The following is a 21,303-nucleotide window of genomic DNA, read 5'->3' as shown; positions in this document are numbered from 1 at the left end:
GTCCTTAAACCGGCATCTGCATGATGTCTTGATAAGCCTGAACCAGTTTGTTGCGCACCTGGGTCAGAGCCTGGAACGACACGCTGGCTTTTTGCGAAGCGATCATCACGTCCGTCAGATCGACGCCGCTCTTGCCCACTTCAAATGCGTTGGCCAACTGAGTCGACGCCTGCTGGGTATCGCTGACCTTGTTGATCGCCTGACCGAGCATGTCGGAAAAGCTGCTGCCCGCCAGTTCAGGGACAGCGGTCGTCGATTTCGGCGCAGACATGGCATCCAGCTTCATGGCCTTCATGTCTGTCATCAACCGATTAAATTCAATACCTTGGCTCATGGTCTACTCTCTTGGGCGGCCCGCAATTTTTTGACACTCACTCGGCGGGTACACAGGTATTAGCAACAAGGGTGCCAGCTCATGGACACCCCTTTCAGAAAAGCATTTTCAATTTTTTGCGGCACGTCTCAGGTGGCGAACAGATAACCTTCGACGTCCATCCCGGCATCGCGCATTTGCGCCAGTTTGTAGCGCAGGGTGCGCGGGCTGATACCGAGCTTTTCTGCGGCTTCCTTGCGTCGTCCACGCTCGGCGCGCAGGGTGTCGATAATCATCTGAAACTCCCGGCGGCGCAGGTCATCGCCCAGTGCACCGGCAGAATCCGCTTCGATTTCCACTTCGCGAATCACAGCAGAAACCGGCGCGCTGACGGGCATCGCGGTGTACGTCACGGGACCGGCCAGGCAGAAATCCTGCGGCTGAATCAAACCACCCTGCTGCAGGATCAGCGCACGCTGAATGGCGTTATCCAGCTCACGCACATTGCCCGGCCACGGATAAGCCGTCAGACACGCTTGCGCCTCAGGCGAGAGTTTCGCTGTGGCGTGCTTCATTTTATTGACGTGTTTGGCCAGCAACCTTTCGGCCAGCGGCAAGATATCGGCAGTGCGCTCGCGAAGTGGACGCCAAGCGAGAGGAAAAACCGACAGACGGTAAAAAAGATCTTCACGGAACCGCCCCGCCGCCACTTCGCCGGCCAGATCGCGGTTGGTGGTGGCGACCACGCGTATATCCAGAGCAATCGGTTTACGCGCACCGACGCGCTCGACCTCGCGCTCCTGCAACACGCGCAGCAGTTTGGCTTGCAGGCCAAGGGGCATTTCCGAGATTTCGTCGAGCAGCAGCGTGCCGCCGTCGGCCTGTTCGAACTTGCCGGCCTGCGCCGCGATGGCACCGGTGAACGAACCCTTCTCGTGACCGAACAGCGTCGCCTCGAGCATGTTGTCCGGGATCGCCGCGCAGTTGATCGCAATGAACGGCTGGCTGGCACGATGGGATTGCTGGTGAATGTAGCGCGCCAGCACTTCTTTGCCAGTACCGGACTCGCCGGAAATCAACACGGTAGAATCGCTGCGCGCCACTCGTGCGGCCAATTCGAGAAGTTGCGCACTGGCCGGTTCGACGGCAATAGGGCCTTCGCTTTCGCTCGCGCCAATAGTGCCCAGTGCATGCCGCGCCACCAGGTCCAGCAAAGCCTTGGGTTCGAACGGTTTGACCAGATAATCCGCCGCGCCTTGGCGCATCGCATCGACCGCGCGCTCGACGGCGCCATGAGCGGTCATCAGCAACACCGGCAATTGTGGCTGGCGAGCACGCAACAGCGCGAGCAATTGATGACCATCCATGCCTGGCATGTTGACGTCACTGACCACCAGACTGAACGCTTCGCGCGTGACCGCCGTCAACGCGTCTTCAGCGCATCCGACCGCCTGATAATCGTGCCCGGCCAGCAGCAACGTATCAGCCAGTGCTTCACGCAACGAGCGGTCATCCTCGACCAGTAAAACCTTGATGCCCATGACGTTCACTCAGCTCCCTGTACTGCGGAAAACAGCGGCAGGATGACCTGCGCGCACGTGCCACGCCCGACTCGCGAACGCAGCAGCAATTCTCCCTGATGTGCACGCGCTACCGCTTTGACCACGGTCAGGCCGAGGCCAGTACCGGTGACTTTGGTGGTAAAAAACGGTTCGCCGAGCCGCGCCAGAACAGCCGGTTCGATGCCGCTGCCACTGTCGCTGATGCACAGGCGCAGGCTGTTGTCGCGGGTGTAGCAATGCACTTTCAGGCGAACGTCGCCGGCACTGGCCTGAATCGCGTTTTCAATCAAATTCAACAGTGCCCCGACCAGCGTGTCGCGATTGCACAACAGCTCGCCGACATGACTGTCGCACTGCCAGCGGATGGGCAGATCCTGCACATGGGTCAGCGCCGCAGCTTGCAGGGCCTGCATCAAAGCGTTGGGTGTGAGGCGGTCGGTCAACGGCAATTCACCGCGAGCGAACACCAACATGTCGCGCACCTGATGCTCCAGCTCATGCAGACGCTCTTTCAGGCGCCCGGCGAAACGCTGCTGGGTGGCGACCGGCAACTCCTGCTCAGTCAAATGACTGGCGTAGAGCAAGGCAGCCGACAATGGCGTGCGGATCTGATGCGCCAGCGAGGCGACCATGCGCCCCAGCGAAGACAAACGCTCGTGGCGCGCCAGTTGATCTTGCAGATGACGGGTTTCTGTCAGGTCGTTGAGCAGCACCAACTGACCCGGCTCGGCGTCCAGCGAGCGGGTGGCAATCGACAGGCGTCGACCATTTTTCAGAGATATTTCATGACCGTCGTCTTCACGCGGGGCAAAACAGCGGGCAATGACGTGGCGCCACAATTCGCCTTCAAGCGGCAGCCCGAGCAACTCGATGGCAGCCGGGTTGGCCTCGTGCACCATGCCGTGACCGTCAATGACGATGACACCACCGGGCAACAGATCAAGAAGGTTTTGCAGACGATTAGCCAAGCGCTCTTTTTCGGCCAGCTCCTGCATGCGCTGGGCGCTGACTACCGCCAGCTCTCCCTTGAGCTCGGTCACCCGCGCCTCAAGCATGCTGTAGGAGTCTGTCAGTTGGCTGGACATCTGGCTGAACAGCTCGAAGGCCTGCTCAAGACCCTGTCGGCTTGCCTGTTCTACGGAGGACGGTTGCCCCTCGGGACTGGAGGCAGAAGACATCTGGGCGGCTTGGGGCATTGTGCTTCTCGCTTGGCTGACCGTCAGTTAAACGGAACGTTGCGAGGGCTGTAGCAATACCCGTGCCTAAAAAAAACTGCTTATAAATGAAGCAGTTGAAAAACAGGCGTCAATCCTCCGCCTGTTCATCTCCATCGCGCCGGCTCATGCCGTACTTGCGCATCTTCTCGACCAGCGTGGTACGACGGATACGCAGACGTTCAGCGGCACGCGCCACAATGCCATTGGCATCGTCCAGCGCCTGCTGGATCAGGCCCTGCTCCAGACCACCGAGGTAGTCTTTCAGGTCCAGGCCTTCCGGCGGCAGCATGGCGTTGGCGGTGAAGTCCGGCGTATGGCCATTGATCGCCACGCGCTCTTCGAGATCACTGCGCAGGCTGTCGACCATTTGCTCGTCTTCGTCATCGACGTAGCGGAATTTCTTCGGCAACTCGACCACGCCGATCACCCCGTACGGGTGCATGATCGCCATGCGCTCGACCAGGTTGGCCAGCTCGCGGACGTTGCCCGGCCAGCCATGACGGCACAGGGACATGATCGCCGCCGAGTTGAAGCGGATCGAACCACGCTTCTCGTGCTCCATGCGCGAGATCAGTTCATTCATCAGCAACGGAATATCTTCGACGCGCTCACGCAGCGGCGCCATCTCGATCGGGAACACGTTCAGGCGATAGTAGAGGTCTTCGCGGAAGGTGCCGATCTCGATCATGCTTTCGAGATTCTTGTGCGTTGCGGCAATGATGCGCACATCGACGCTTTGGGTCTTGTTGCTGCCCACGCGCTCGAAGGTGCGCTCCTGCAGCACGCGCAGCAGTTTGACCTGCATCGGCAGCGGCATGTCGCCGATTTCGTCGAGGAACAGCGTACCGCCGTTGGCCAGTTCGAAGCGGCCGGCACGACTGGTGATCGCACCGGTGAAGGCGCCCTTCTCGTGACCGAACAATTCGCTTTCGAGCAGCTCTGCCGGGATCGCCCCGCAGTTGACCGGAACGAATGGCGCATCGCGACGCTTAGAATGGTAATGCAGGTTACGCGCAACCACTTCCTTGCCGGTGCCGGACTCGCCGAGGATCAGCACACTGGCGTCGGTGTCGGCGACCTGCTGCATCATTTGGCGCACGTGCTGAATCGCACGGCTGGTGCCAACGAGGCTGCGGAACAGATTGGGTTCGCGATGACGACCGCGCTCGCGGGCCTGGTCATACATCTCGCGATAGACCTGGGCACGGTGCAGGGAGTCGAGCAATTTGCTGTAGCTGGGCGGCATTTCGAGGGTCGAAAGCACTCGGCGACGCTGGTCTTCAGGCAAGTCAACGGAAGAATTATCGCCCATCAACAAAACCGGAAGGAACTCATCCCAGGTTGAGAGTGTCTTTAACAAGCCCAAAAGCGCGCCAGGAGCATTAACGGTCCCGATCAGTACGCAAATGACCTCACGACTAGACGACAAAGAGCCGACTGCCTGCTGCCAGTCATGGCTGCCGCAGGGTAAATTTTCTTCGCCGAGAAAATTTAGAATCACCGCCAGGTCGCGGCGGCGGACGCTATCGTCATCGATCAGCAGAATTTTGGTTTCACGCCACATGCAATAGCAACTTCCCTAGTCAACTCAATGCCCGAAAAATGGGGCAAGCGAGACGCTTGCAGGACACCATGTGCCTGTAGACGCCTGAAATCTGAAAACAGCCACTAGTTAAGTCAAAAAACCGTGCACAGTCAAATTTATGGCGCACATGTCTGGATTAACTGGGGGTTAATTAACCAAACAGATGGTAAACCTTTGCCGCGTTCTGCGCTTGGGTGATCTGCGACATCTCGTTGGCAATCGCTTGCCGCTCACCCATGGCCACCTCAAGAAGCTCCTTGTAGACATGGAGCAACTCTTCAAGATTGTCGCGCAACGCGACTTCGTCCAGCGAAGCCTCAGCCATGACGTCTTCCATGCAGGAACGGCAAGCCAGATCCAGCTCGCCAATGGCTTCCCAATTACGCTCGGCCAATGCTGTGACCAACGCTTCACGGGTATCGGCGATTCGCTGCAATACAAGACTCATGACGATCTCCTTCAGAACTGCGGAGCTGGCGTAGGCGCGATCGCATCCCAGCCTTCTTTTACCGTACTCAGCAAGCCTGCAACCTCGTCGAGAATGCGCAGATCACTGCTGATGTTCGCCTCGGCGAGGCGCTTCATCATGTAGATGTACAGCCCGTCCAGATCAGCCAGGGTGTCTGCGCTGTTTTCAAGGTCGAGGCCTTCGCGCAGACCACTGACAATGCCGATCGCCTTGCTGATCGAAGTGCATTTGCCTGGAATGTCCTTGCGCTCGATGGCGCCTTTGGCCTGAGCGATACGGGCCAGTCCACCTTCCATCAACATTTGCACCAGACGGTGCGGGCTCGCTTCGGATGTCTGAGCGTGTGCGCCGACTTTCTGATACTGCCGAAGGGCTAACATCGGATTCATGTTCTACCTCATTGCCACAATGACTCGTATAACCAGTGTATCGCCAACGAATCACAAAACTTTAGAGCAGAAGACAAAAACCCGGCACACGCCGATAAAGCGTAGCCGGGTTTTTGTCGTTCCTGCCTGTTACTTCGCGGATTGCTGCGCGTTCAGCGAGCTGAAGAACGACGTGATGTTGCTCGCCGTAGCCTTCATCTGCCCTACCAGCAAGTCCATGGCGTTGTACTTGGCAGTCAACGTCTTGGTCAGGTTGGCCACACGCAGGTCCAGCGCCAATTGCTGCGACGTGAGGCTGCGGGTGTTGTTGTTCAGAATGGTCATACGTTGATCAAGCAGACCGCTGGTGGTTTTACCATCAGCAGAAGCTTTGAGGTACGGATCGACCGCCTTGGTCATACGCGCCAGCAGACCGTTCTTGTCGTCGGTGCCGGTGAACAACTGCTGAACCTGACCCGTCATGCCTGGCTGAGACATAGCCTTGTTGAAGGCAGTAGCGTCCAGCGTCAGCTTACCGGTGTCGCGATCAGTCATGACACCGATCTGCGACAGCACACCCAGCTCGCCTGGCGACGAAGTGGTCAACTGAGCACGAATGTCTGCAATCAACGTACGCGGCAGAGAGTCACCGGTAAACGCGGCCTGCACCGTCAACTTGCCATCTTCGTCTGGCGTTGCCTTGGACAGGCTATCGATGGTGGTCTTGAGCGTGTTGAAGGCGTCGACGAATTGCTGAACAGAAGCCTGCAAGCCCTTGGTGTTGGTATCGACTGAGACCTTCACCGCCGTAGGGCTGGCTTCTACCAGGTTCATGGTCAAGCCACTGATGGCGCCGCTCACCGTGTTGCTTTTGCTGGTCACGGTAAGACCATCGATGGTCAGCTTCGCATCCTTGGCAATGTCGCCCACAGACCCTGAATCACCGGCGGTCGGGGTGGCAGACATGACCTTGGTGCCATCGATTTCCAGACCGGCAATGCCACTGACCGTCAGGTCGGAGCCGGCGCCCGTCTTGTTCGAACTGATCACCAGACGCGAAGCGCCCGAGCTGTCGGTCACGATGTTGGCGGAAATGCCGTTGATACCCTGCGCCTTGTTGATGGCGTCACGGGTGGTCTGCAAGGTGGCATTGGCCGGAATATCGACATTGTAATCAGTGCCATTCTGACTGATTTTCAGGGTACCACTCGGAATGGCACTGGCCGCGCCGCCGGCAAAGGATGCACTGGCTACTTTCGAGCCGGTGGCCAGGTTATTCACCACGACACTGTATGTGCCCGAAACAGCCGTGTTATCGGAAGTAGCGGTCAGCGTTGCCGGGGTAGCCGAGGTCGCCGTGTAACCGGCAAACGCAGGGTTGGTCTTGCTGCTCAGATCGGTCATTGCCTTCTGATAGGCCGCCAACGCGCTTTTCAGCGTACCGACACCGGAAATCTTCAGGGTGTTGGTTTTAGTTGCGGTATCGATCTGCGTCTGTTTGGCAGACTTGTCGGCGTTTACCAGCGCGGTGACGATCGCGCCGATGTCCAGGCCGGAACCCAGTCCGGAACCCGGTAGAATTGGACTTGCCATGTGCATCTCCCTTCAGATTGTTGCCATTCTTTTGACCGTTACACGCGCCCTGAGAACGGACAAACACTATTCATGCCAGCTATCAGACTTTGGCGTCGAACAACACGTGACTCGCATTGGCGAGGCTGTCTGCCAGCTTGAGGGCTTCTGCGGAGGGAATCTGTCGTACGACCTCACCCGTCTCGCTTGCGATCACCTTGACGATGACCTTCCCGGAGTGTTCGTCGATCGAAAACTCCAGATTGCGCTTGATCGACTGTACAAACTTTTCGATCTCCTGCACCGCCAGTTTCAACTTGGCGTCGTCCGTTTCCTGACTCTTGGCAGCGACCGGCGCTTCAGTCTTGGCAACTTTAGGCATCTCTGACGATTTGTCAGCAACCGGTGGCACTGGCTTGGGAGCCGGATAAGACACGTTAAGCTTTACGCTCATGTCCATGCCCATCACCTCTTAACGTAAAAAGGCGAGAGAGCGCGACCAGCGCACTCCCCCGCCCAAACTCGATCCGAAATTACTGAAGCAGCTTCAGTACAGCGGAAGGCAGTTGGTTGGCTTGAGCCAGAACAGAGGTCGAAGCCTGTTGCAGGGTTTGCTGCTTGGTCAGGTTAGCAGTCTCTGCGGCGAAGTCGGTATCTTGTACGCGACCTTGTGCAGCAGTGGTGTTTTCGGTGATGTTCTGCAGGTTGGAGATGGTGCTGGTCAGACGGTTTTGCGAAGCACCCAGGCTGGCACGGGTTGCACCGATAGCAGCGATAGCGGCGTCGATTGCGGTGATCGCGTTGTCGATGTTCTGCGAAGCAGAACCAGCACCAGTACCCGAAGTACCGGTCAGAACTACAGTACCGCTACCAACCGACAGGCTGACGGCGTCGAACTTGGAGCTCAGTACCAGGTCGATGTGGTTAGCCGAACCGGTGTTTGCGCCAACTTGCAGAGTCACAGTACCAGCCGAACCGTCCAGCAGGTTTTTGCCGTTCAGGTTGGTAGCAGCCGAGATACGGGTGATTTCGTCAGACATCTGAGCGAATTCAGCGTTGGTTGCGGTCTGGTCAGCAGTGCCGTTGGTGCCGTTACGTGCTTTAACAGCCAGTTCACGCATACGCTGCAGGATGTCGGTCGAAGCTTGCAGAGCGCCTTCAGCGGTCTGGGCAACGGAGATACCGTCGTTGGCGTTCTGGATGGCTTGGGTGTTACCACGGATCTGCGAGGACATACGGTTCGAGATCTGCAGGCCAGCGGCGTCGTCTTTAGCGCTGTTGATTTTCAGGCCGGAAGACAGGCGCTGCATCGAAGTCGACAGAGCGTCGGAAGCGCGGTTCAGGTTTTTCTGAACGTTCAACGACGTGGTGTTGGTGTTTACTGTTAAAGCCATGACGAATTCCTCGTTGGTTGGGTACTGCGGCTTCCGGCCCTGGCAACCGCCGGGTATGGCCTAGAGAACCTTCGTAATAGTTATCGTCGGGTTTGCAGGTTGCTTGAGGGCTTTTTGAAAAAAATTTGCCATCACCCTGCCACCCCCGAGAAAACAAAGACTTAGCAGCCCATCCGCCGCGAAAAAATGACGTCATAAAACCGACTGCCGCGCAAACCTGCGGGCCAGTGCTGTCGGCGTGTTCAGGCCCGAACACTTCCCAGCAAATCCACCAGCTCGTACTCCATAGAGTCAGCCAGCCCCAACCAGTCCTGGCGCTCCTGGCATTCGAGCATTTGCATTAACAGCTGCGCCCACTCCTGCTGAACCTCTGCCGGGGCAGACGCTAAACATTGCTGGGCCTTTTCAAACACATCGACCATCGTCAGCGCCGCTTCGACATCGCGCCCGAGGCGAAACAAACCCGCACACTGGCGACATTCATCCTTACAGAGGCTCAGCGTACTCATCGCACAAACTCCGGGTTGAAGCCGGTTCCGGCGATCAGCGCCCCGGAGCGGCTGCTGTTGAGAAATTCGACCTGTGGATGTGCAGCGATATAGCGCTCCAGCACACACAAATAACCGCGAAAGTTGAGCTGTGTGGTCACCCGCTGACCATGGCCATCGCGCACCCAATGCCGCGCCTGATTCACCGGTGGCCCCAGATCGCCGTCGTTCCAGCCTGCATGGGTCTTGTTCATCGGGAAGGCGAAGTCAGCACCAAACAGCGTGATGCCGGTGGCACCCATCTTTACCGCCAGATCCACCGCCGGGTGAATCACACTGCCGCCCACGTGCAACTGCGCTCGCGGGTGTTGCTCACGCAGATTCGCGTAGATCGGACTCGCGGAATAACCACCGTAACGCTTGCCCTTCCACGCCTTCAACACCGACGGATCGCTCATCGGCAGATACACCAGCGGGATGCCGTCGGACTCCTCGAACGGCAGATGGCGAAAGCTGATGCGCTGATCAATGCTCACCACCAGGTCAGGCACAATCCCGTGTTCGCGCAGCGGTCGATACGCAGTGTCGACACAGATGAACAACGGGCGTTCGGCGCGTTGACGGATTGCCGCCAGACGCTGGTAATGCTGCTCCAGCGTCGGCCCGGTGGCGATCACATAGACTTCCCGGCCGGCACAGGTGCCGAACAACTGCGCCACATCCGCATCGGCGAGCAGCACCGGCAGGCATTCCTGCAAACGCTGTTGAATCTGCGGTGACTGCGGATCGAAATCCCGATTGTTGAAGCTCAGGTGCACTTCGCTGACCAAGCGATCACGCACTTTCGCGTTGAAATCGTCGGCCAGCAGCATCTCGGCAGGCAGGGCAAAAAACGGCGTAAAAAAGTCTGGATGGTCGCCGGCGTAAAACAACTCGACGCGCGGATCTTCCAGCCAATGGCGCTGATCGAGCAGTTGCACCACCAGCGCGAACAATGCGCCATTGAGGATGTGCACGTACAGACGCTCAAGCCCTTCGCGCTCCAGTAGCACGCAGGGCAAATCGCCGAGGCCGGTACCGTAGACATGCAATTGCGGCTTGTCCGCCAGGCTTGCCGCCTGAATCCGGGCTTCATGGATGCGGTCATGGCGGCTGGTGAGCTGAACACCATTGACGCTGAGCGTCGAACCCAACCCCTGCACCAGTTCGGCCTGGACTGCCGCACGGTCTTCCGCCATCAGTCGCTCGAACAGCGCCGGCCAGCGCCGTTGCAACACCTCGGCATTGGCTTGAAAAAACTCGCTCATGGCGCCTCGCGCTCCCTTACAGGCAAAAAAATAGCGTTCAAGGTTAACCTTGAACGCTATTTTTGTATCCGCCGTTTTTGATCAGACTCAAGGACGATAGATGATCGCCGAGCCCCACGACAGACCGACGCCAAAACCGCTCAAGGCAATACGCTGCCAGTCGGAATCGATGACGTGTTTTTCCAGCAGCAACGGAATGCTCGACGACACGGTGTTACCGGTCTCAACCATGTCTTTGATGAATTTTTCCGGCTCGCCTTCGAAACGTCGCGCCACCGCATCGACAATTGCCGCACTGCCCTGGTGAATGCAGAAGGCATCGATGTCATCCGCCTTCAGACCAGAGTCATCCAGCAATTCGTGCAAGTGTGCCGGGACTTTCAGCAAGGCAAAGTTGAACACCTGACGACCGTTCATGAAGAACACGCCATCGGTCACTTTCAAATGCGGCGCACCGGAGCCGTCAGTACCGAACTTGGCTTTGCCCAGCGCCCAGGTCGGCTCTTCGCCCATCCACGTAGCCGTCGCGGCATCGCCGAACAGCATGGTGGTGTTGCGGTCTTCCGGGTCGACGATTTTCGAATACGGGTCAGCGGTGATCAGCAGACCATTCTTCAGGCCAGCGGCTTCCATGAAGCCCTTGATCGCGTAGATGCCGTAGACGTAACCGGAGCAGCCCAGGGAAATATCGAACGCCGCAACGTTGGTCGGCAGACCGAGTTTGTCCTGCACGATGGCGGCGGTGTGTGGCAGGCCTTCTTCGTCACCGTTCTGGGTGACGACGATCAAGGCGTCGATCGACTCACGCTTCAGTTCAGGGTTGCTGGCAAACAGCGCATTGGCCGCTTCCACGCACAGATCGGAGGTTTCCTGTTCAGCGTCTTTGCGTGGCAGAAACGCCGAACCGATCTTGCCAAGGATGAATTCTTCATCCTTCTCGAATTTTGCACCTTGTGCGTAATTGTCCACGCCGGCTACAGGAACGTAGCTCGCAATGCTTTTTATGCCAATCATTACGGCTTCCCAATAAAAAACAGCCCAAGACCACCGCTCGCAAGGATTTCGAGGGGCGCCGACAAATAGAAAACGGCCGCCACAACGGGCAGCCACGGGGAGCGCAAAGGGCTATCACTGGAATCGAAAACGAGCCAGGCGCCATCTCCCCGATCAATACAATACAGTGAAGATGCGCGTTATGACTCGCAGGTCACGCTATTTTGCCGAATCGGTGCAGATCGGGTTATTCGACCAACGACCAGTCCAGCGGCGTGCCGCGCTTGATCGGCGCGCGGGCGCGGCGGCCGAGGACGGCGTCGGTGTGCTTGGGCGGCAGACCGAGACCCGGGCGAATGGCGCGCAGATTGTCCCCGGTAAAGGTGTCACCGGCGGCCATGTCAGCCGTGACATACAGCGAGCGGCGATACACCAGCGACTTGCGTTCAGCCTCTGTGACGCCGTAATGCACCTGCCCCATGGCCTGCCAGGCGCGCTCGGTTTCCACCACCAGACTGGCCATTTCTGCCGGCTCCAGCGAGAAACTGGCATCGACGCCACCCGCTGAACGGTCGAGGGTGAAGTGCTTTTCCACCACCGTCGCGCCAAGCGCCACCGCCGCCACCGACACGCCAACGCCCATCGAGTGATCGGACAGCCCCACTTCGCAACCGAACAACTCACGCAGATGGGGAATCGTGCGCACGTTGCTGTTGAGCGGCGTTGCCGGGTAAGTGCTGGTGCATTTGAGCAACACCAGATCTTTGCAACCGGCCTCGCGCGCGGCGCGAACGGCCTCATCCAGTTCAGCGATACTGGCCATGCCGGTGGAAATGATCAGCGGCTTGCCGGTGGCGGCCACACGACGGATCAACGGCAAATCGGTGTTTTCGAAACTGGCGATCTTGTAGGCCGGAACATCGAGGCTTTCGAGAAATTCCACGGCGCTGTCATCGAACGGTGTCGAGAACGCGAGCATCCCCAGTTCCTTGGCACGAGCAAAAATCGGTGCATGCCATTCCCACGGTGTATGGGCTTTTTCATACAAATCGTAGAGCGAAGTACCCGCCCACAGACTGCCCGGATCCTTGATGAAGAATTCGCCCTCAGACAAATCCAGCGTCATGGTTTCGGCGGTGTAGGTTTGCAGCTTCAGCGCATGCGCCCCCGCCTTGGCCGCTGCCTCGACAATTTGCAGGGCGACGTCCAGTGACTGGTTATGGTTGCCGCTCATCTCGGCGATGATGAAGGGTGGCGCCTCGGCACCGATCAAGCGGTTGCCGATCTTGAAACTAGTCATGCGGGGAATCCTTCAAAACACGGGTGAACGCACAAGCACTCTGAGTGAACCCGGCGTCACGAAACACATTCAACGAGGGACGATTGTCCGGCAACACCCGAGCGGTGATGACCTTCAGTTGCGGCCAGTGCGCGGCAACAAATGCCTCACCACGGGCCAATAGCGCCCTGCCCCACCCCAGACCCATCCGCCGTTCGAGCAGGTAAATCGAGACTTCGGCTTCAAACCCGCGCAGGTCATACCGCACAACGCCGACCGCGCCGTCATCCGCCTCGGCGATCAACAGCAGACGCTGTGGGTTGTGCAAACTCGCCGTCAGCCAGTTCAGGTGCTGCGGCCAGTCGATCACGCCGCTGTCCAGCGACCAGCGCCGTACCGTTTCGGCATTACGCCCATCGAACAGCAACTGCGCATCATCCAGAGTCGCCGCACGCACCTTCAGCACCGCACCGGCCAGTGCCACCGCGACACGCTCGGCACCACGCCCGTCGACCAGTTGTCGCGAGCGCTCGGCCAGGCTTTGGCGCAAATAATGATTGCCGGTGACAAAGCCGATGGCGTCGCGCAACTGCTCGACACTGACCTGCTCACGAGCGCCCATGAACACATGCGCGCCCGCCGCGGCCATGACTTCGCCGTTGCTCTGCTGGTTGTTCGACACGGCGATACAGATCGTCGGCAACCCCATCGCCGCCCGCTCCCAACTGGTGCCGCCCCCAGCGCCGATAAACAGATCCGCTTCAGTCATGCGCTGATGGAAATCGCTGACGAAGCTGTGCAGGCGCCAGTTCGGCCGCGTCTCGGCCAAGGCCTGCATCGGCGTCCACGCCGGATTGTCGGCACCGGCGACAAAGTCCACTTGCAGATCACTGTATTCGGCCAGGGCGAGCATTGCGTGATGAGTCTGCATGGCCGCATCGAAGCCGCCGAAATTCACCAGCACGCGGCGAGCCCTGGGTTTGATTTCGATGGCCGGGCAACAGAACTCTTCGCGCAACATGGCATAGCGCGGGCCAAGCAAGGTGCGACAGCCGTCGGGTAACAGCGGCTGATAATTTTCATGCAGACCGGACAGATTCTGATTGAGCAAAAGATCCGCGCTGTAGCGCCGGGTAGCCAGATCGTCGACTGCCGCTATGCGCTGCGCCCAGCGCCGGGCGGCGGTTTGCCAGTGATGATCGAGGCCGTAATGATCGACGATGATCCAGTCGAACCCGGCATGGCCGGCCAACAACAGATCCAGCGCGTCGATGTCGGCCTGCCACGGCAGCATGGATTCGATGGCTTGCTGTGGGTCTTCATCACAATAGAGATCCGGCAACGCAAATGTCTCGAACCCTTCGGCGCTGAGCATATCGAGCCGATGTCCCGGCAATTTTCGACAGGCAAACGCGACATGGCTGCCCTGCCCGCGCAACACTCGCGCCAGCGTCAGGCAGCGGGCAATGTGGCCGCTGCCGATGGTTGGCGAGGCGTCGGCACGAATCAGTACTCTCATTGCAACTCTCCACCCGCCTTGAGCGCGGCGTATAGGTATTCGGCGCGCTTCCAGTCTTCAAGGGTGTCGATGTCCTGCACCAGATGCCGGGGCAGAATCACCGGCAGGCTGGCTGGCGAATAGAGCACCTCGCCGCGCAACCACGCCTCACTGCGCCCCCAGTAAAACTGACCGGCGTCCTGAAATGCTTCGGGCAAATCCTGCGAACGTGTATTGCGAAATTCCGGGTACAAAGCGCTCAACGCACCCTGCCCGTCCAGCGTCAGCGCACGCTGCACCGGAAAACCGAAACTGCACACGGAGAACGCGAAAGACTTGTCCATGTGCTGCTCCAGCAACTCGATGCCCTGGCGCAGATAGCGTGCCTGCAACAGCGGCGCCGTGGCATACACGCAACAGGCGTAATCGAACGCCGGCAACTGCTGCAAGGCATGCACGATCACTGCCGCCGTGCCGGTGAAGTCATCGGCGAGGTCTGCCGGGCGCAAAAAAGGCAACTGCGCGCCATGGGCTCGCGCCACTTCGGCAATTTCGGCATCGTCGGTGCTGACCACGACCTGATCGAACAAGCCCGATTCCAGCGCAGTGCGGATCGATCGGACAATCATCGGCACGCCATCGAATGGCAAGAGATTCTTGCGCGGGATGCGTTTGCTGCCGCCACGGGCCGGGATGATTGCAACGTTGCTCAAGGACGTTTTTCCAACAGGAACCAAGTGATGTCGTCCGCCGGGAATTGCGGATCGCGGTGATAGGCAAAACCGTAATCGAGCAGGTGCAGATCGGCATAGCGATCAAGCATCTCCCCGGCAAAATCGCGCTTGAACAGCTTGCCGCTGTTGCCACGATAGGACACTTCCACCGGTGCCGGATTGTAATACTCGGCGATCAGGATGTAGCGCTGGCTCAGCTCGTACAACTGCGCATAAGCGCTCGGCAACAGCTCCGGGGCCAAGTGAATCAGCACGCCTTTACTCAGGGTCAGGTCGTAGCGGCGCTCGCGCGGGAAATCGAACAGCGAGCCATGCCAGATCTGTGCGATGTCCAACGCCCGTGCCTGAGCACAGGCGCTGTCATTGATCTCGACGCCGAACAGCTCGCAACGGGGCAGCAGTTGATGCAACGCCTGCAAATTGTTGCCGGCGTTAGTGCCCAGTTCGACCAGGCTCTCGATGCCTGCGGCACGGCTCAGGGCTTTGGCAAACAACGCCAGATTCGTCGCCACCAGCGGTTGGCCGACATTGCGCTCGACGTACTGGTTACCGAAGTCGCCCTGCCAGAACTTTTCCTGCTCACTCAAATGACGCATTGCAGATACTCATCCTTTGCCTCAGCGGCAATTATTCGGTCAGCCGACGCAATTGCTCGACCACGTAATCCTGTTGTTCATCGCTCAACAGCGGAAACAGCGGCAGGCTGATCGCCTCGGCGTAATAACGCTCGGCTTCGGGGAAATCGCCCTCGGCGAAACCCAGGTCGCGATAGTACGGCTGCAAGTGCACGGGAATGTAATGCAGATTCACGCCAACACCGGCAGCACGCAAGCCTTCAAACACCTGACGGTGGCTGCGGCTGATGCGATCCGTCTGCAAGCGAATGACATACAGATGCCAAGCCGAATCCGCCTCCGGCTGGAGACTGGGCAACGTCACCGGCAAATACGTCAGCAGGCGATCATAACGCGCGGCCAGTTCGCGGCGCCGGGCGATGAATTCGTCCAGTTTGCCCAGTTGCGACAAGCCCAGCGCGGCTTGCAGATCGGTGATCCGGTAATTGAAGCCCAGCTCGATCTGTTGGTAGTACCACGGGCCATGACTGGCCTCGGTCATTTGCTGCAGATCACGGGTCATGCCGTGGCTGCGTAAACGTTGCAGGCGCTCGGCCAGTTGCGGGCGGCTGGTCAACACCATGCCACCCTCGGCGCTGGTGATGATTTTTACCGGGTGAAAACTGAATACAGTCATCGCCGCAAATTCGCCGCAACCGACCGGGCGTCCGGCATAGCACGCACCGACCGCGTGAGACGCATCTTCGATCACGGTGAAGTTGTAGCGCTCGGCCAGTTCGGCAATCTTGCGCATGTCGCAGCTCTGCCCGGAGAACGCCACCGCCACCAGCACCTTGGGCAAAGTGCCCTCCTGCTCGGCCTGATCGAGTTTCGCGTCGAGGGCGAAGGCATCAAGGTTCCAGGTCAGCGGATCGATGTCGACGAAATCAACTTCGGCCCCGCAATAACGTCCACAGTTGGCCGAGGCAAGAAAGGTATTGGGCGTCGTCCACAAACGATCACCCGGCCCCAAGCCTGCGGCCAGACAGGCAATGTGCAGCGCCGCCGTGGCGTTGCACACCGCAACGGCGAAGTCTGCCTCGCAACGTTCGGCCATTGCCTGCTCGAAACGCTCGATGCTCGGCCCTTGGGTCAGCCAGTCCGACTGCAGCACTTCGACGACGGCATCGATGTCTGCCTGATCGAGGCTTTGCCGACCGTAGGGAATCATACCGAGAGCTTCGCGTGCAGATCGGCGATCTGGCCGACCGAGAGAAAATGCGGGTTGGTGTCGGAGCGATACTCGAAATCTTCGCTGACGACACGCCCCTGCTCACCGAGTCTGTCGACGGCGAAATCGACATCGACACTGGTAAAGCGAATCGACGGCTGGATGGTGTAGTGATCTTCGAACTCAAGGGTCATCCGCGCATCGTCCAGCGGCACCATCAACTCATGGAGCTTTTCACCGGGTCGAATGCCGACGTTCTTGTGCGGCAGATGTTCGGCCATGCCGCGCGCCAGATCGACGATGCGGATCGACGGGATCTTCGGCACGAACACTTCGCCGCCGTGCATGCGCGCAAAGCTGTCGAGGACAAATTGCACGCCGTGGTCGAGGGTGATCCAGAACCGCGTCATGCGCTCGTCGGTGATCGGCAACTCCTGAGCACCGTCGGCGATCAGCTGGCTGAAGAACGGCACCACCGAGCCACGCGAGCCGGCCACGTTGCCGTAGCGCACCACAGCAAAACGGGTTTCCTGCTCGCCGGCAATATTGTTGGCGGCGACAAACAATTTGTCCGAAAGCAACTTGGTCGCGCCGTACAGATTGATCGGGCTGGCCGCCTTGTCGGTGGACAGCGCGACAACTTTTTTCACGCCGTTATCGATGGCGGCGGCGATGATGTTCTCCGCGCCGTTGACGTTGGTGCGGATGCATTCGGTCGGGTTGTATTCCGCCGCCGGCACTTGCTTCAACGCTGCGGCATGCACCACGTAGTCGATGCCGCGCATGGCCTGGCGCAGACGATCGGCGTCACGCACATCACCAATGAAGTAACGCATGCACGGCGCGTTGAACGTCTGCTGCATTTCATACTGCTTCAGCTCGTCACGGGAGAACACCACCACGCGCTTGGGCTGGTATTGCTCGAGCAGTCGGGCGATGAATTTGCGCCCGAACGAACCGGTGCCGCCGGAGATGAAGATTGATTTACCGTTGAACATGTACTGATTCCTCTTCCCTGTCCGGCAGGCTTAAGCAAGCAACTGTGGCCAGTCCAGCGCAGCGCTGGCATTGAGCGCGAAACCTTTGCCGTCCAGACTCAGGTTGGCGTTGTAGGCCTGATCCTGGGCGAAAGCGGCTGCCCATTTTTCCTTCAGGGCCGCGAGCGCTTTCGGTGCCTGCGGCAACGCGCCCTGATGGATGACCTGCACCGCTGGCGTCCAGACTGTCAGATAACCGGCCTGAGCCGCGCTCAGGCACAGATCGACGTCGCTGAAGCCGTCGTTGAAGGTGCTGTCGTCGAGACCGCCCAGTGCGTCGAACAGATCTTTGCGCACCATCAGGCAGACGCTCGATACCGCCGAATAATTCTGTTCTACCGCCAGGCGATGCAGATAACCGTCGGCATCGTGTTTTTCGCCGACGAAGGCCGAACCGACACCACCGTTCATGCCCAGGATCAGACCGGCCTGGCTGATCTTGCGATCACGGTCGATCAGTTTCGGGCCGACCACCCCGACTTCCGGGCGCAGGGCATGATTGAGCAGAGAATCGAGCCAGTTCGGATTGACCACTTCGGCATCGGCGGCCAACAACACCAGATACTCGCCCCGCACCTGGCGGCTGGCCGCGTTGTACAAGGCCGTTTCGCTCAATGCCCGATCGGTACGCAGCACCTGGACTTTCGAATGCTGATAAGTGCCAAGCCAGTCATTGACCTCAGCCACCTGATCCGCCGTGGCGGCGATCAGCACTTCATATTGGTGATAACGGGTGCGCAGCAGCACACCTTCGACGCAGCGTTGCAGCACGGCCAGATCATCACCCGCCGGAATAATGATCGACACCAGCGGGCGTTCACTGTGGTGGTAGTCGATCTGATAAACCCCCGGTACCGCCGAAGTGACCTTGGCTTTGTAGCCGCGATTACCCAAATGACGCAGCAGCGCGAGACGCTCGTCAGGGTTCTCGACCAGCTTCGGCGCCTCGGTAATCAGCAACGGCTCATCGAGGTGAGCCAGGCTGTTGAGACCATGCTCTTCAATGAGGCGCAACAGCACATCGAGTTCCAGCGCCTTGTTGAAATCGGCGCGGTAGCCGCCGACCTCCACCAGCGCATCGCGGCGCACCAGCCAGTGCCGCGCCATCAAGGATGGCAGGCTGAGCAACAAGTCAAGATTGAAGCCCGGACGGAACACGTCCAGCAGTGCTCCGTTTTCCTGGCGCTGGATTTCGTCTGTGGACACCGCACGGCAATCGCCGGCGTTCATCAGCTCCAGACTGGCGCGCAACAGGCCGCTGGCGGTGAACTCATCGCCGGCCTCAGCCAACAGCAGCCAGTCGCACGGCGACTGACGCGCACTCTGATTGAGCTTGTCGACCAGATTGCCCGGTGTCACCCGAACAAAGTGCAAGGTGTTCTGCGCGGTGGTGGCGGCCGGCGCTTCGCCGGTGGTGAACACGACAATCCGGAAGGCCTTGCACTGCCCTTCCAGCAAACTGTCGAGAGAGACCTGGAGCTTGTCGATATCGTCGTCCAGATCCAGCAGGAAAATGCCGAACTGCGGGCCACCGCCATTCTGCGCCAGATGTTGGCTGATCGCCTCGACCTGCTGCCCGCCGGGCTGGCGCGCAGCCAGCCACTTGAGCAAGCGACCGGACTGCATCTTGTCCATGACCGCATGATGATCTTCAACGGTCAACGCTTCGAGACGCTCGATCCATGCCTGCATGTCTTGCGCTTCTTGAGCTTCGCCCATCGACGCCAGTTGAGCGGCGAGACGTTTGACCACCGTGCGATTGAACGCATTCAGGTCATGGGCCTGCCACAAACGATCAAGCACGCTTTCCGGTGTGTCATTGTTGCGCGTCTGAAGCAAATGCGCCTGACGGGTCCAGATACCCTCAAGTCCTTCCAGTTGAATACGCCCCGCCGGCATGGCGTGCAGCATGAATTCGAACTGCGCCAAGCGGTCGAAGAACGCCTCGTTGTAGAACGGCATTTCGACGTACTGCAACGGCCCGAACCGGCGATCCGGATACTTGAGTTCCTGATTCCAGGTGGACTGGATGATCAGTTCCGCCGTCAGCGCCCGACCCGATTGCAGGCTGTCAACCATCGCTTCGAAACTTTGCAGGGCGAACGCCTTGCCCTGCTCGGTATCAAGACCCTTGATTTCGGTCGGCAACGCGGCGAGGAACTCTGCAAACGCTTCACGCTCGGCCACGGATTTGGCGTCGACGTAGGTCAGCGAGTGATACACCTCTGTACTGTGTTCGGAGGCACCATAGTTGATCTCACGCACCACATACGGTATCGGCAGAATTCGCGCCTTGGCACTGGCCAACAGGTAATACACGTGACCGATTTCCTGCCACTGGAAATTGGTGCCCGGCGGCAACGCCGAATGCCAGCTCTTCATCAGATCAGTACGGGTTACCGCATAAAACGGCGGAATGTACTGGCTCATGTAATCGACGACCCGATCCTGAGCCTTGTCGGCACAGTAGTCTTCCTGGACCTTCTTGTCGCGACGGTAGTAGCTGACGCCACCGGCCAACGCCAGGTACATCAGGCAATAGCCGTGACACATGCCGTAATCCGGATTGGCGTGCAGGAAACCCACGGACTCGGCCAGCGAATCGTGCAGGATGAAATCGTCATCGGCCGCCAGCACCATGTACGGCGTGGTCAGTTGCTCCACACCATAGGCCAGTTTGGCCTGCATGCCCCAATAAGCGAATTGCGGCACATGGTGATAATCGACGCTGGAAAAATCGCCTTCGGGACGTTCCGATGTGGAGTCCAGCACCATGACTTTGCAGGGCAAGCTGCTGTAATACTTCACCGCCCGGCGCAGAAACGCCGGCCGATTGTGAGTAATCAGCACCACCGTCAACAGATCGTTGAGCGGTAGCGTCAGTTCAGAACTGTACTTGCCTTGCATAACTTCTCTCCACAACCGGCGACTCGCCGAGATAACGCTTTGGGGATGTTGCGAATTAACGGACGCGACGCAGATAGCCGTCCGGCGCCACGGTGATCAGCAGCTTGTTCTGCAACTGCTGGTCGATCTCGAAATCCTGATTCTCTTCCAGGTATTTCCACACAGCGGTTTTCGGGTTGTCGCCCGGGCCCCATGGACGATCCGGGAAGAAATCGGCCGGCATGTCTTCAACCACGGTGTCCATGACCACGCAGTAGCTGTCGACCGACACCAGTGGAGCGTACAGACGCAGCTCTTCGAGGACGTGATCGTGGGTGTGGTTGGAGTCGAGCACCAGAATGACTTTCTTGCCTTTGGCCGCAGCCTGCACCTGGGCGGCAATGCCGGCGTCGATGCTCGAACCTTCGATCATCTTGATGCGCTTGGCCATCGGGTGGCTTTCGATCGCCTCGCGGTTGTGCGGGCGAATGTCGAGGTCGATGCCCAGCACTTCGCCGTGGCCTTGCAGTTCCAGCAAAGAGGCGTAGTAGATGATCGAACCGCCGTGGGCGATGCCGCACTCGATGACCAGATCCGGTTTGACCTGCCAGATGATCTCTTGCATGGCCATCATGTCTTGTGGCAACTGGATGATCGGACGGCCCATCCACGAGAAGTGGTAGCTGTATTTGTGCTTGGCCGATTCATTGAAGAAATCGCGGGCCAGACCGGTGAGTTTCTGGTCGTCACCCTGCTGGGCAATCTGTTCCCGGCACTCGGCTTCGAAGGCTTGGTTGATGCTGTTGTCGGTCATTT

20 protein-coding genes are annotated in these 21,303 nt (G+C 59.0%); all 20 read right to left on the bottom strand.

Translation table 11 applies throughout. The features are described 5' to 3' along the window. Nucleotides 1-4 precede the first annotated feature (4 nt). The 20 genes from fliE to AB4N44_RS25160 all read right to left on the bottom strand — a co-directional run bounded on the left by fliE (nt 5) and on the right by AB4N44_RS25160 (nt 21,301). Nucleotides 5-334: a flagellar hook-basal body complex protein FliE gene (fliE, locus tag AB4N44_RS25255; protein ID WP_123452716.1), complete on the bottom strand. Its 330-nt coding sequence runs from the start codon at nt 332-334 to the stop codon at nt 5-7. A 128-nt stretch (nt 335-462) separates the two neighbouring features. Continuing rightward, nucleotides 463-1,854 carry a sigma-54-dependent transcriptional regulator gene (locus tag AB4N44_RS25250; protein WP_150773856.1) on the bottom strand — a complete coding sequence of 464 codons (1,392 nt, stop codon included), beginning with the start codon at nt 1,852-1,854 and terminating at the stop codon, nt 463-465. A 5-nt stretch (nt 1,855-1,859) separates the two neighbouring features. Next, nucleotides 1,860-3,071: a sensor histidine kinase gene (locus tag AB4N44_RS25245; RefSeq protein ID WP_127926311.1), complete on the bottom strand. Its 1,212-nt coding sequence runs from the start codon at nt 3,069-3,071 to the stop codon at nt 1,860-1,862. Between the two features lie 109 nt (nt 3,072-3,180). Further along, complete coding sequence (locus AB4N44_RS25240; RefSeq protein ID WP_007920053.1) at nt 3,181-4,656, bottom strand: sigma-54 dependent transcriptional regulator; 1,476 nt, start codon at nt 4,654-4,656, stop codon at nt 3,181-3,183. A 172-nt stretch (nt 4,657-4,828) separates the two neighbouring features. Next, nucleotides 4,829-5,125, bottom strand: coding sequence for a flagellar protein FliT (locus AB4N44_RS25235; RefSeq protein ID WP_095122700.1), 297 nt, complete (start codon nt 5,123-5,125; stop codon nt 4,829-4,831). 11 nt (nt 5,126-5,136) lie between these two features. Beyond that, a complete protein-coding gene (gene fliS, locus AB4N44_RS25230; RefSeq protein ID WP_095122701.1) occupies nt 5,137-5,535 on the bottom strand; it encodes a flagellar export chaperone FliS in 399 nt (132 codons plus the stop codon). Nucleotides 5,536-5,664: 129 nt separating this feature from the next. Then, the gene (fliD, locus tag AB4N44_RS25225; RefSeq protein ID WP_127926310.1) at nt 5,665-7,107 is read right to left on the bottom strand and encodes a flagellar filament capping protein FliD; all 1,443 of its coding nucleotides are present in this window, start codon (nt 7,105-7,107) and stop codon (nt 5,665-5,667) included. An 82-nt stretch (nt 7,108-7,189) separates the two neighbouring features. Then, the gene (locus AB4N44_RS25220) at nt 7,190-7,546 is read right to left on the bottom strand and encodes a flagellar protein FlaG (RefSeq protein ID WP_108226850.1); all 357 of its coding nucleotides are present in this window, start codon (nt 7,544-7,546) and stop codon (nt 7,190-7,192) included. Nucleotides 7,547-7,619: 73 nt separating this feature from the next. Continuing rightward, entirely contained in the window at nt 7,620-8,480 is an 861-nt protein-coding gene (locus tag AB4N44_RS25215) for a flagellin domain-containing protein (protein WP_016771090.1), read from the bottom strand. A 242-nt stretch (nt 8,481-8,722) separates the two neighbouring features. Beyond that, nucleotides 8,723-8,989 (bottom strand): hypothetical protein, encoded by a 267-nt coding sequence (locus AB4N44_RS25210; RefSeq protein ID WP_127926309.1) that lies wholly within the window; start codon nt 8,987-8,989, stop codon nt 8,723-8,725. After that, a complete protein-coding gene (locus AB4N44_RS25205) occupies nt 8,986-10,275 on the bottom strand; it encodes a motility associated factor glycosyltransferase family protein (RefSeq protein ID WP_460111552.1) in 1,290 nt (429 codons plus the stop codon). Before AB4N44_RS25205 ends, AB4N44_RS25210 begins: the two co-directional genes overlap by 4 nt. 87 nt (nt 10,276-10,362) lie before the next feature. Further along, complete coding sequence (locus AB4N44_RS25200; RefSeq protein ID WP_016984292.1) at nt 10,363-11,289, bottom strand: ketoacyl-ACP synthase III; 927 nt, start codon at nt 11,287-11,289, stop codon at nt 10,363-10,365. Between the two features lie 226 nt (nt 11,290-11,515). Next, nucleotides 11,516-12,568, bottom strand: a complete 1,053-nt coding sequence (pseI, locus tag AB4N44_RS25195) for a pseudaminic acid synthase (RefSeq protein WP_127926307.1) — start codon at nt 12,566-12,568, stop codon at nt 11,516-11,518. Next, nucleotides 12,561-14,066, bottom strand: a complete 1,506-nt coding sequence (pseG, locus tag AB4N44_RS25190) for a UDP-2,4-diacetamido-2,4,6-trideoxy-beta-L-altropyranose hydrolase (protein WP_460111553.1) — start codon at nt 14,064-14,066, stop codon at nt 12,561-12,563. Before pseG ends, pseI begins: the two co-directional genes overlap by 8 nt. Beyond that, on the bottom strand, nt 14,063-14,758 hold the full coding sequence (gene pseF / locus AB4N44_RS25185) for a pseudaminic acid cytidylyltransferase (protein WP_460111554.1): 696 nt from the start codon (nt 14,756-14,758) through the stop codon (nt 14,063-14,065). The genes pseG and pseF overlap by 4 nt, the downstream gene beginning before the upstream one ends. Beyond that, nucleotides 14,755-15,375, bottom strand: coding sequence for a pseudaminic acid biosynthesis-associated methylase (locus AB4N44_RS25180; RefSeq protein WP_460111555.1), 621 nt, complete (start codon nt 15,373-15,375; stop codon nt 14,755-14,757). Before AB4N44_RS25180 ends, pseF begins: the two co-directional genes overlap by 4 nt. Before the next feature lie 31 nt (nt 15,376-15,406). Beyond that, nucleotides 15,407-16,564 (bottom strand): UDP-4-amino-4,6-dideoxy-N-acetyl-beta-L-altrosamine transaminase, encoded by a 1,158-nt coding sequence (gene pseC, locus AB4N44_RS25175; RefSeq protein WP_460111556.1) that lies wholly within the window; start codon nt 16,562-16,564, stop codon nt 15,407-15,409. Beyond that, on the bottom strand, nt 16,561-17,562 hold the full coding sequence (gene pseB, locus AB4N44_RS25170; protein WP_160038779.1) for a UDP-N-acetylglucosamine 4,6-dehydratase (inverting): 1,002 nt from the start codon (nt 17,560-17,562) through the stop codon (nt 16,561-16,563). The genes pseC and pseB overlap by 4 nt, the downstream gene beginning before the upstream one ends. Before the next feature lie 30 nt (nt 17,563-17,592). Continuing rightward, nucleotides 17,593-20,508 (bottom strand): TIGR00180 family glycosyltransferase, encoded by a 2,916-nt coding sequence (locus tag AB4N44_RS25165; protein WP_127926302.1) that lies wholly within the window; start codon nt 20,506-20,508, stop codon nt 17,593-17,595. Between the two features lie 55 nt (nt 20,509-20,563). After that, nucleotides 20,564-21,301: a cephalosporin hydroxylase family protein gene (locus AB4N44_RS25160; protein WP_093439633.1), complete on the bottom strand. Its 738-nt coding sequence runs from the start codon at nt 21,299-21,301 to the stop codon at nt 20,564-20,566. Nucleotides 21,302-21,303: the final 2 nt, after the last annotated feature.

The sequence above is a fragment of the Pseudomonas sp. S3_C06 genome (assembly GCF_054667675.1).
Note: the sequence above shows the minus strand (reverse complement) of the source record. Positions and strands in the feature narration are given on the sequence as shown.

What these genes read in the sequence shown, in the direction of transcription:
- pseI (WP_127926307.1), bottom strand. Translation starts at nt 12,568, where the DNA reads ATGACTAGTTTCAAGATCGGCAACCGCTTGATCGGTGCCGAGGCGCCA.
- AB4N44_RS25210 (WP_127926309.1), bottom strand. Translation starts at nt 8,989, where the DNA reads ATGAGTACGCTGAGCCTCTGTAAGGATGAATGTCGCCAGTGTGCGGGT.
- fliS (WP_095122701.1), bottom strand. Translation starts at nt 5,535, where the DNA reads ATGAATCCGATGTTAGCCCTTCGGCAGTATCAGAAAGTCGGCGCACAC.
- AB4N44_RS25250 (WP_150773856.1), bottom strand. Translation starts at nt 1,854, where the DNA reads ATGGGCATCAAGGTTTTACTGGTCGAGGATGACCGCTCGTTGCGTGAA.
- AB4N44_RS25220 (WP_108226850.1), bottom strand. Translation starts at nt 7,546, where the DNA reads ATGGACATGAGCGTAAAGCTTAACGTGTCTTATCCGGCTCCCAAGCCA.
- fliD (WP_127926310.1), bottom strand. Translation starts at nt 7,107, where the DNA reads ATGGCAAGTCCAATTCTACCGGGTTCCGGACTGGGTTCCGGCCTGGAC.
- AB4N44_RS25165 (WP_127926302.1), bottom strand. Translation starts at nt 20,508, where the DNA reads ATGCAAGGCAAGTACAGTTCTGAACTGACGCTACCGCTCAACGATCTG.
- pseG (WP_460111553.1), bottom strand. Translation starts at nt 14,066, where the DNA reads ATGAGAGTACTGATTCGTGCCGACGCCTCGCCAACCATCGGCAGCGGC.
- pseB (WP_160038779.1), bottom strand. Translation starts at nt 17,562, where the DNA reads ATGTTCAACGGTAAATCAATCTTCATCTCCGGCGGCACCGGTTCGTTC.
- AB4N44_RS25215 (WP_016771090.1), bottom strand. Translation starts at nt 8,480, where the DNA reads ATGGCTTTAACAGTAAACACCAACACCACGTCGTTGAACGTTCAGAAA.
- AB4N44_RS25240 (WP_007920053.1), bottom strand. Translation starts at nt 4,656, where the DNA reads ATGTGGCGTGAAACCAAAATTCTGCTGATCGATGACGATAGCGTCCGC.
- AB4N44_RS25180 (WP_460111555.1), bottom strand. Translation starts at nt 15,375, where the DNA reads ATGCGTCATTTGAGTGAGCAGGAAAAGTTCTGGCAGGGCGACTTCGGT.
- AB4N44_RS25200 (WP_016984292.1), bottom strand. Translation starts at nt 11,289, where the DNA reads ATGATTGGCATAAAAAGCATTGCGAGCTACGTTCCTGTAGCCGGCGTG.
- fliE (WP_123452716.1), bottom strand. Translation starts at nt 334, where the DNA reads ATGAGCCAAGGTATTGAATTTAATCGGTTGATGACAGACATGAAGGCC.
- AB4N44_RS25235 (WP_095122700.1), bottom strand. Translation starts at nt 5,125, where the DNA reads ATGAGTCTTGTATTGCAGCGAATCGCCGATACCCGTGAAGCGTTGGTC.
- AB4N44_RS25245 (WP_127926311.1), bottom strand. Translation starts at nt 3,071, where the DNA reads ATGCCCCAAGCCGCCCAGATGTCTTCTGCCTCCAGTCCCGAGGGGCAA.
- AB4N44_RS25160 (WP_093439633.1), bottom strand. Translation starts at nt 21,301, where the DNA reads ATGACCGACAACAGCATCAACCAAGCCTTCGAAGCCGAGTGCCGGGAA.
- pseC (WP_460111556.1), bottom strand. Translation starts at nt 16,564, where the DNA reads ATGATTCCCTACGGTCGGCAAAGCCTCGATCAGGCAGACATCGATGCC.
- AB4N44_RS25205 (WP_460111552.1), bottom strand. Translation starts at nt 10,275, where the DNA reads ATGAGCGAGTTTTTTCAAGCCAATGCCGAGGTGTTGCAACGGCGCTGG.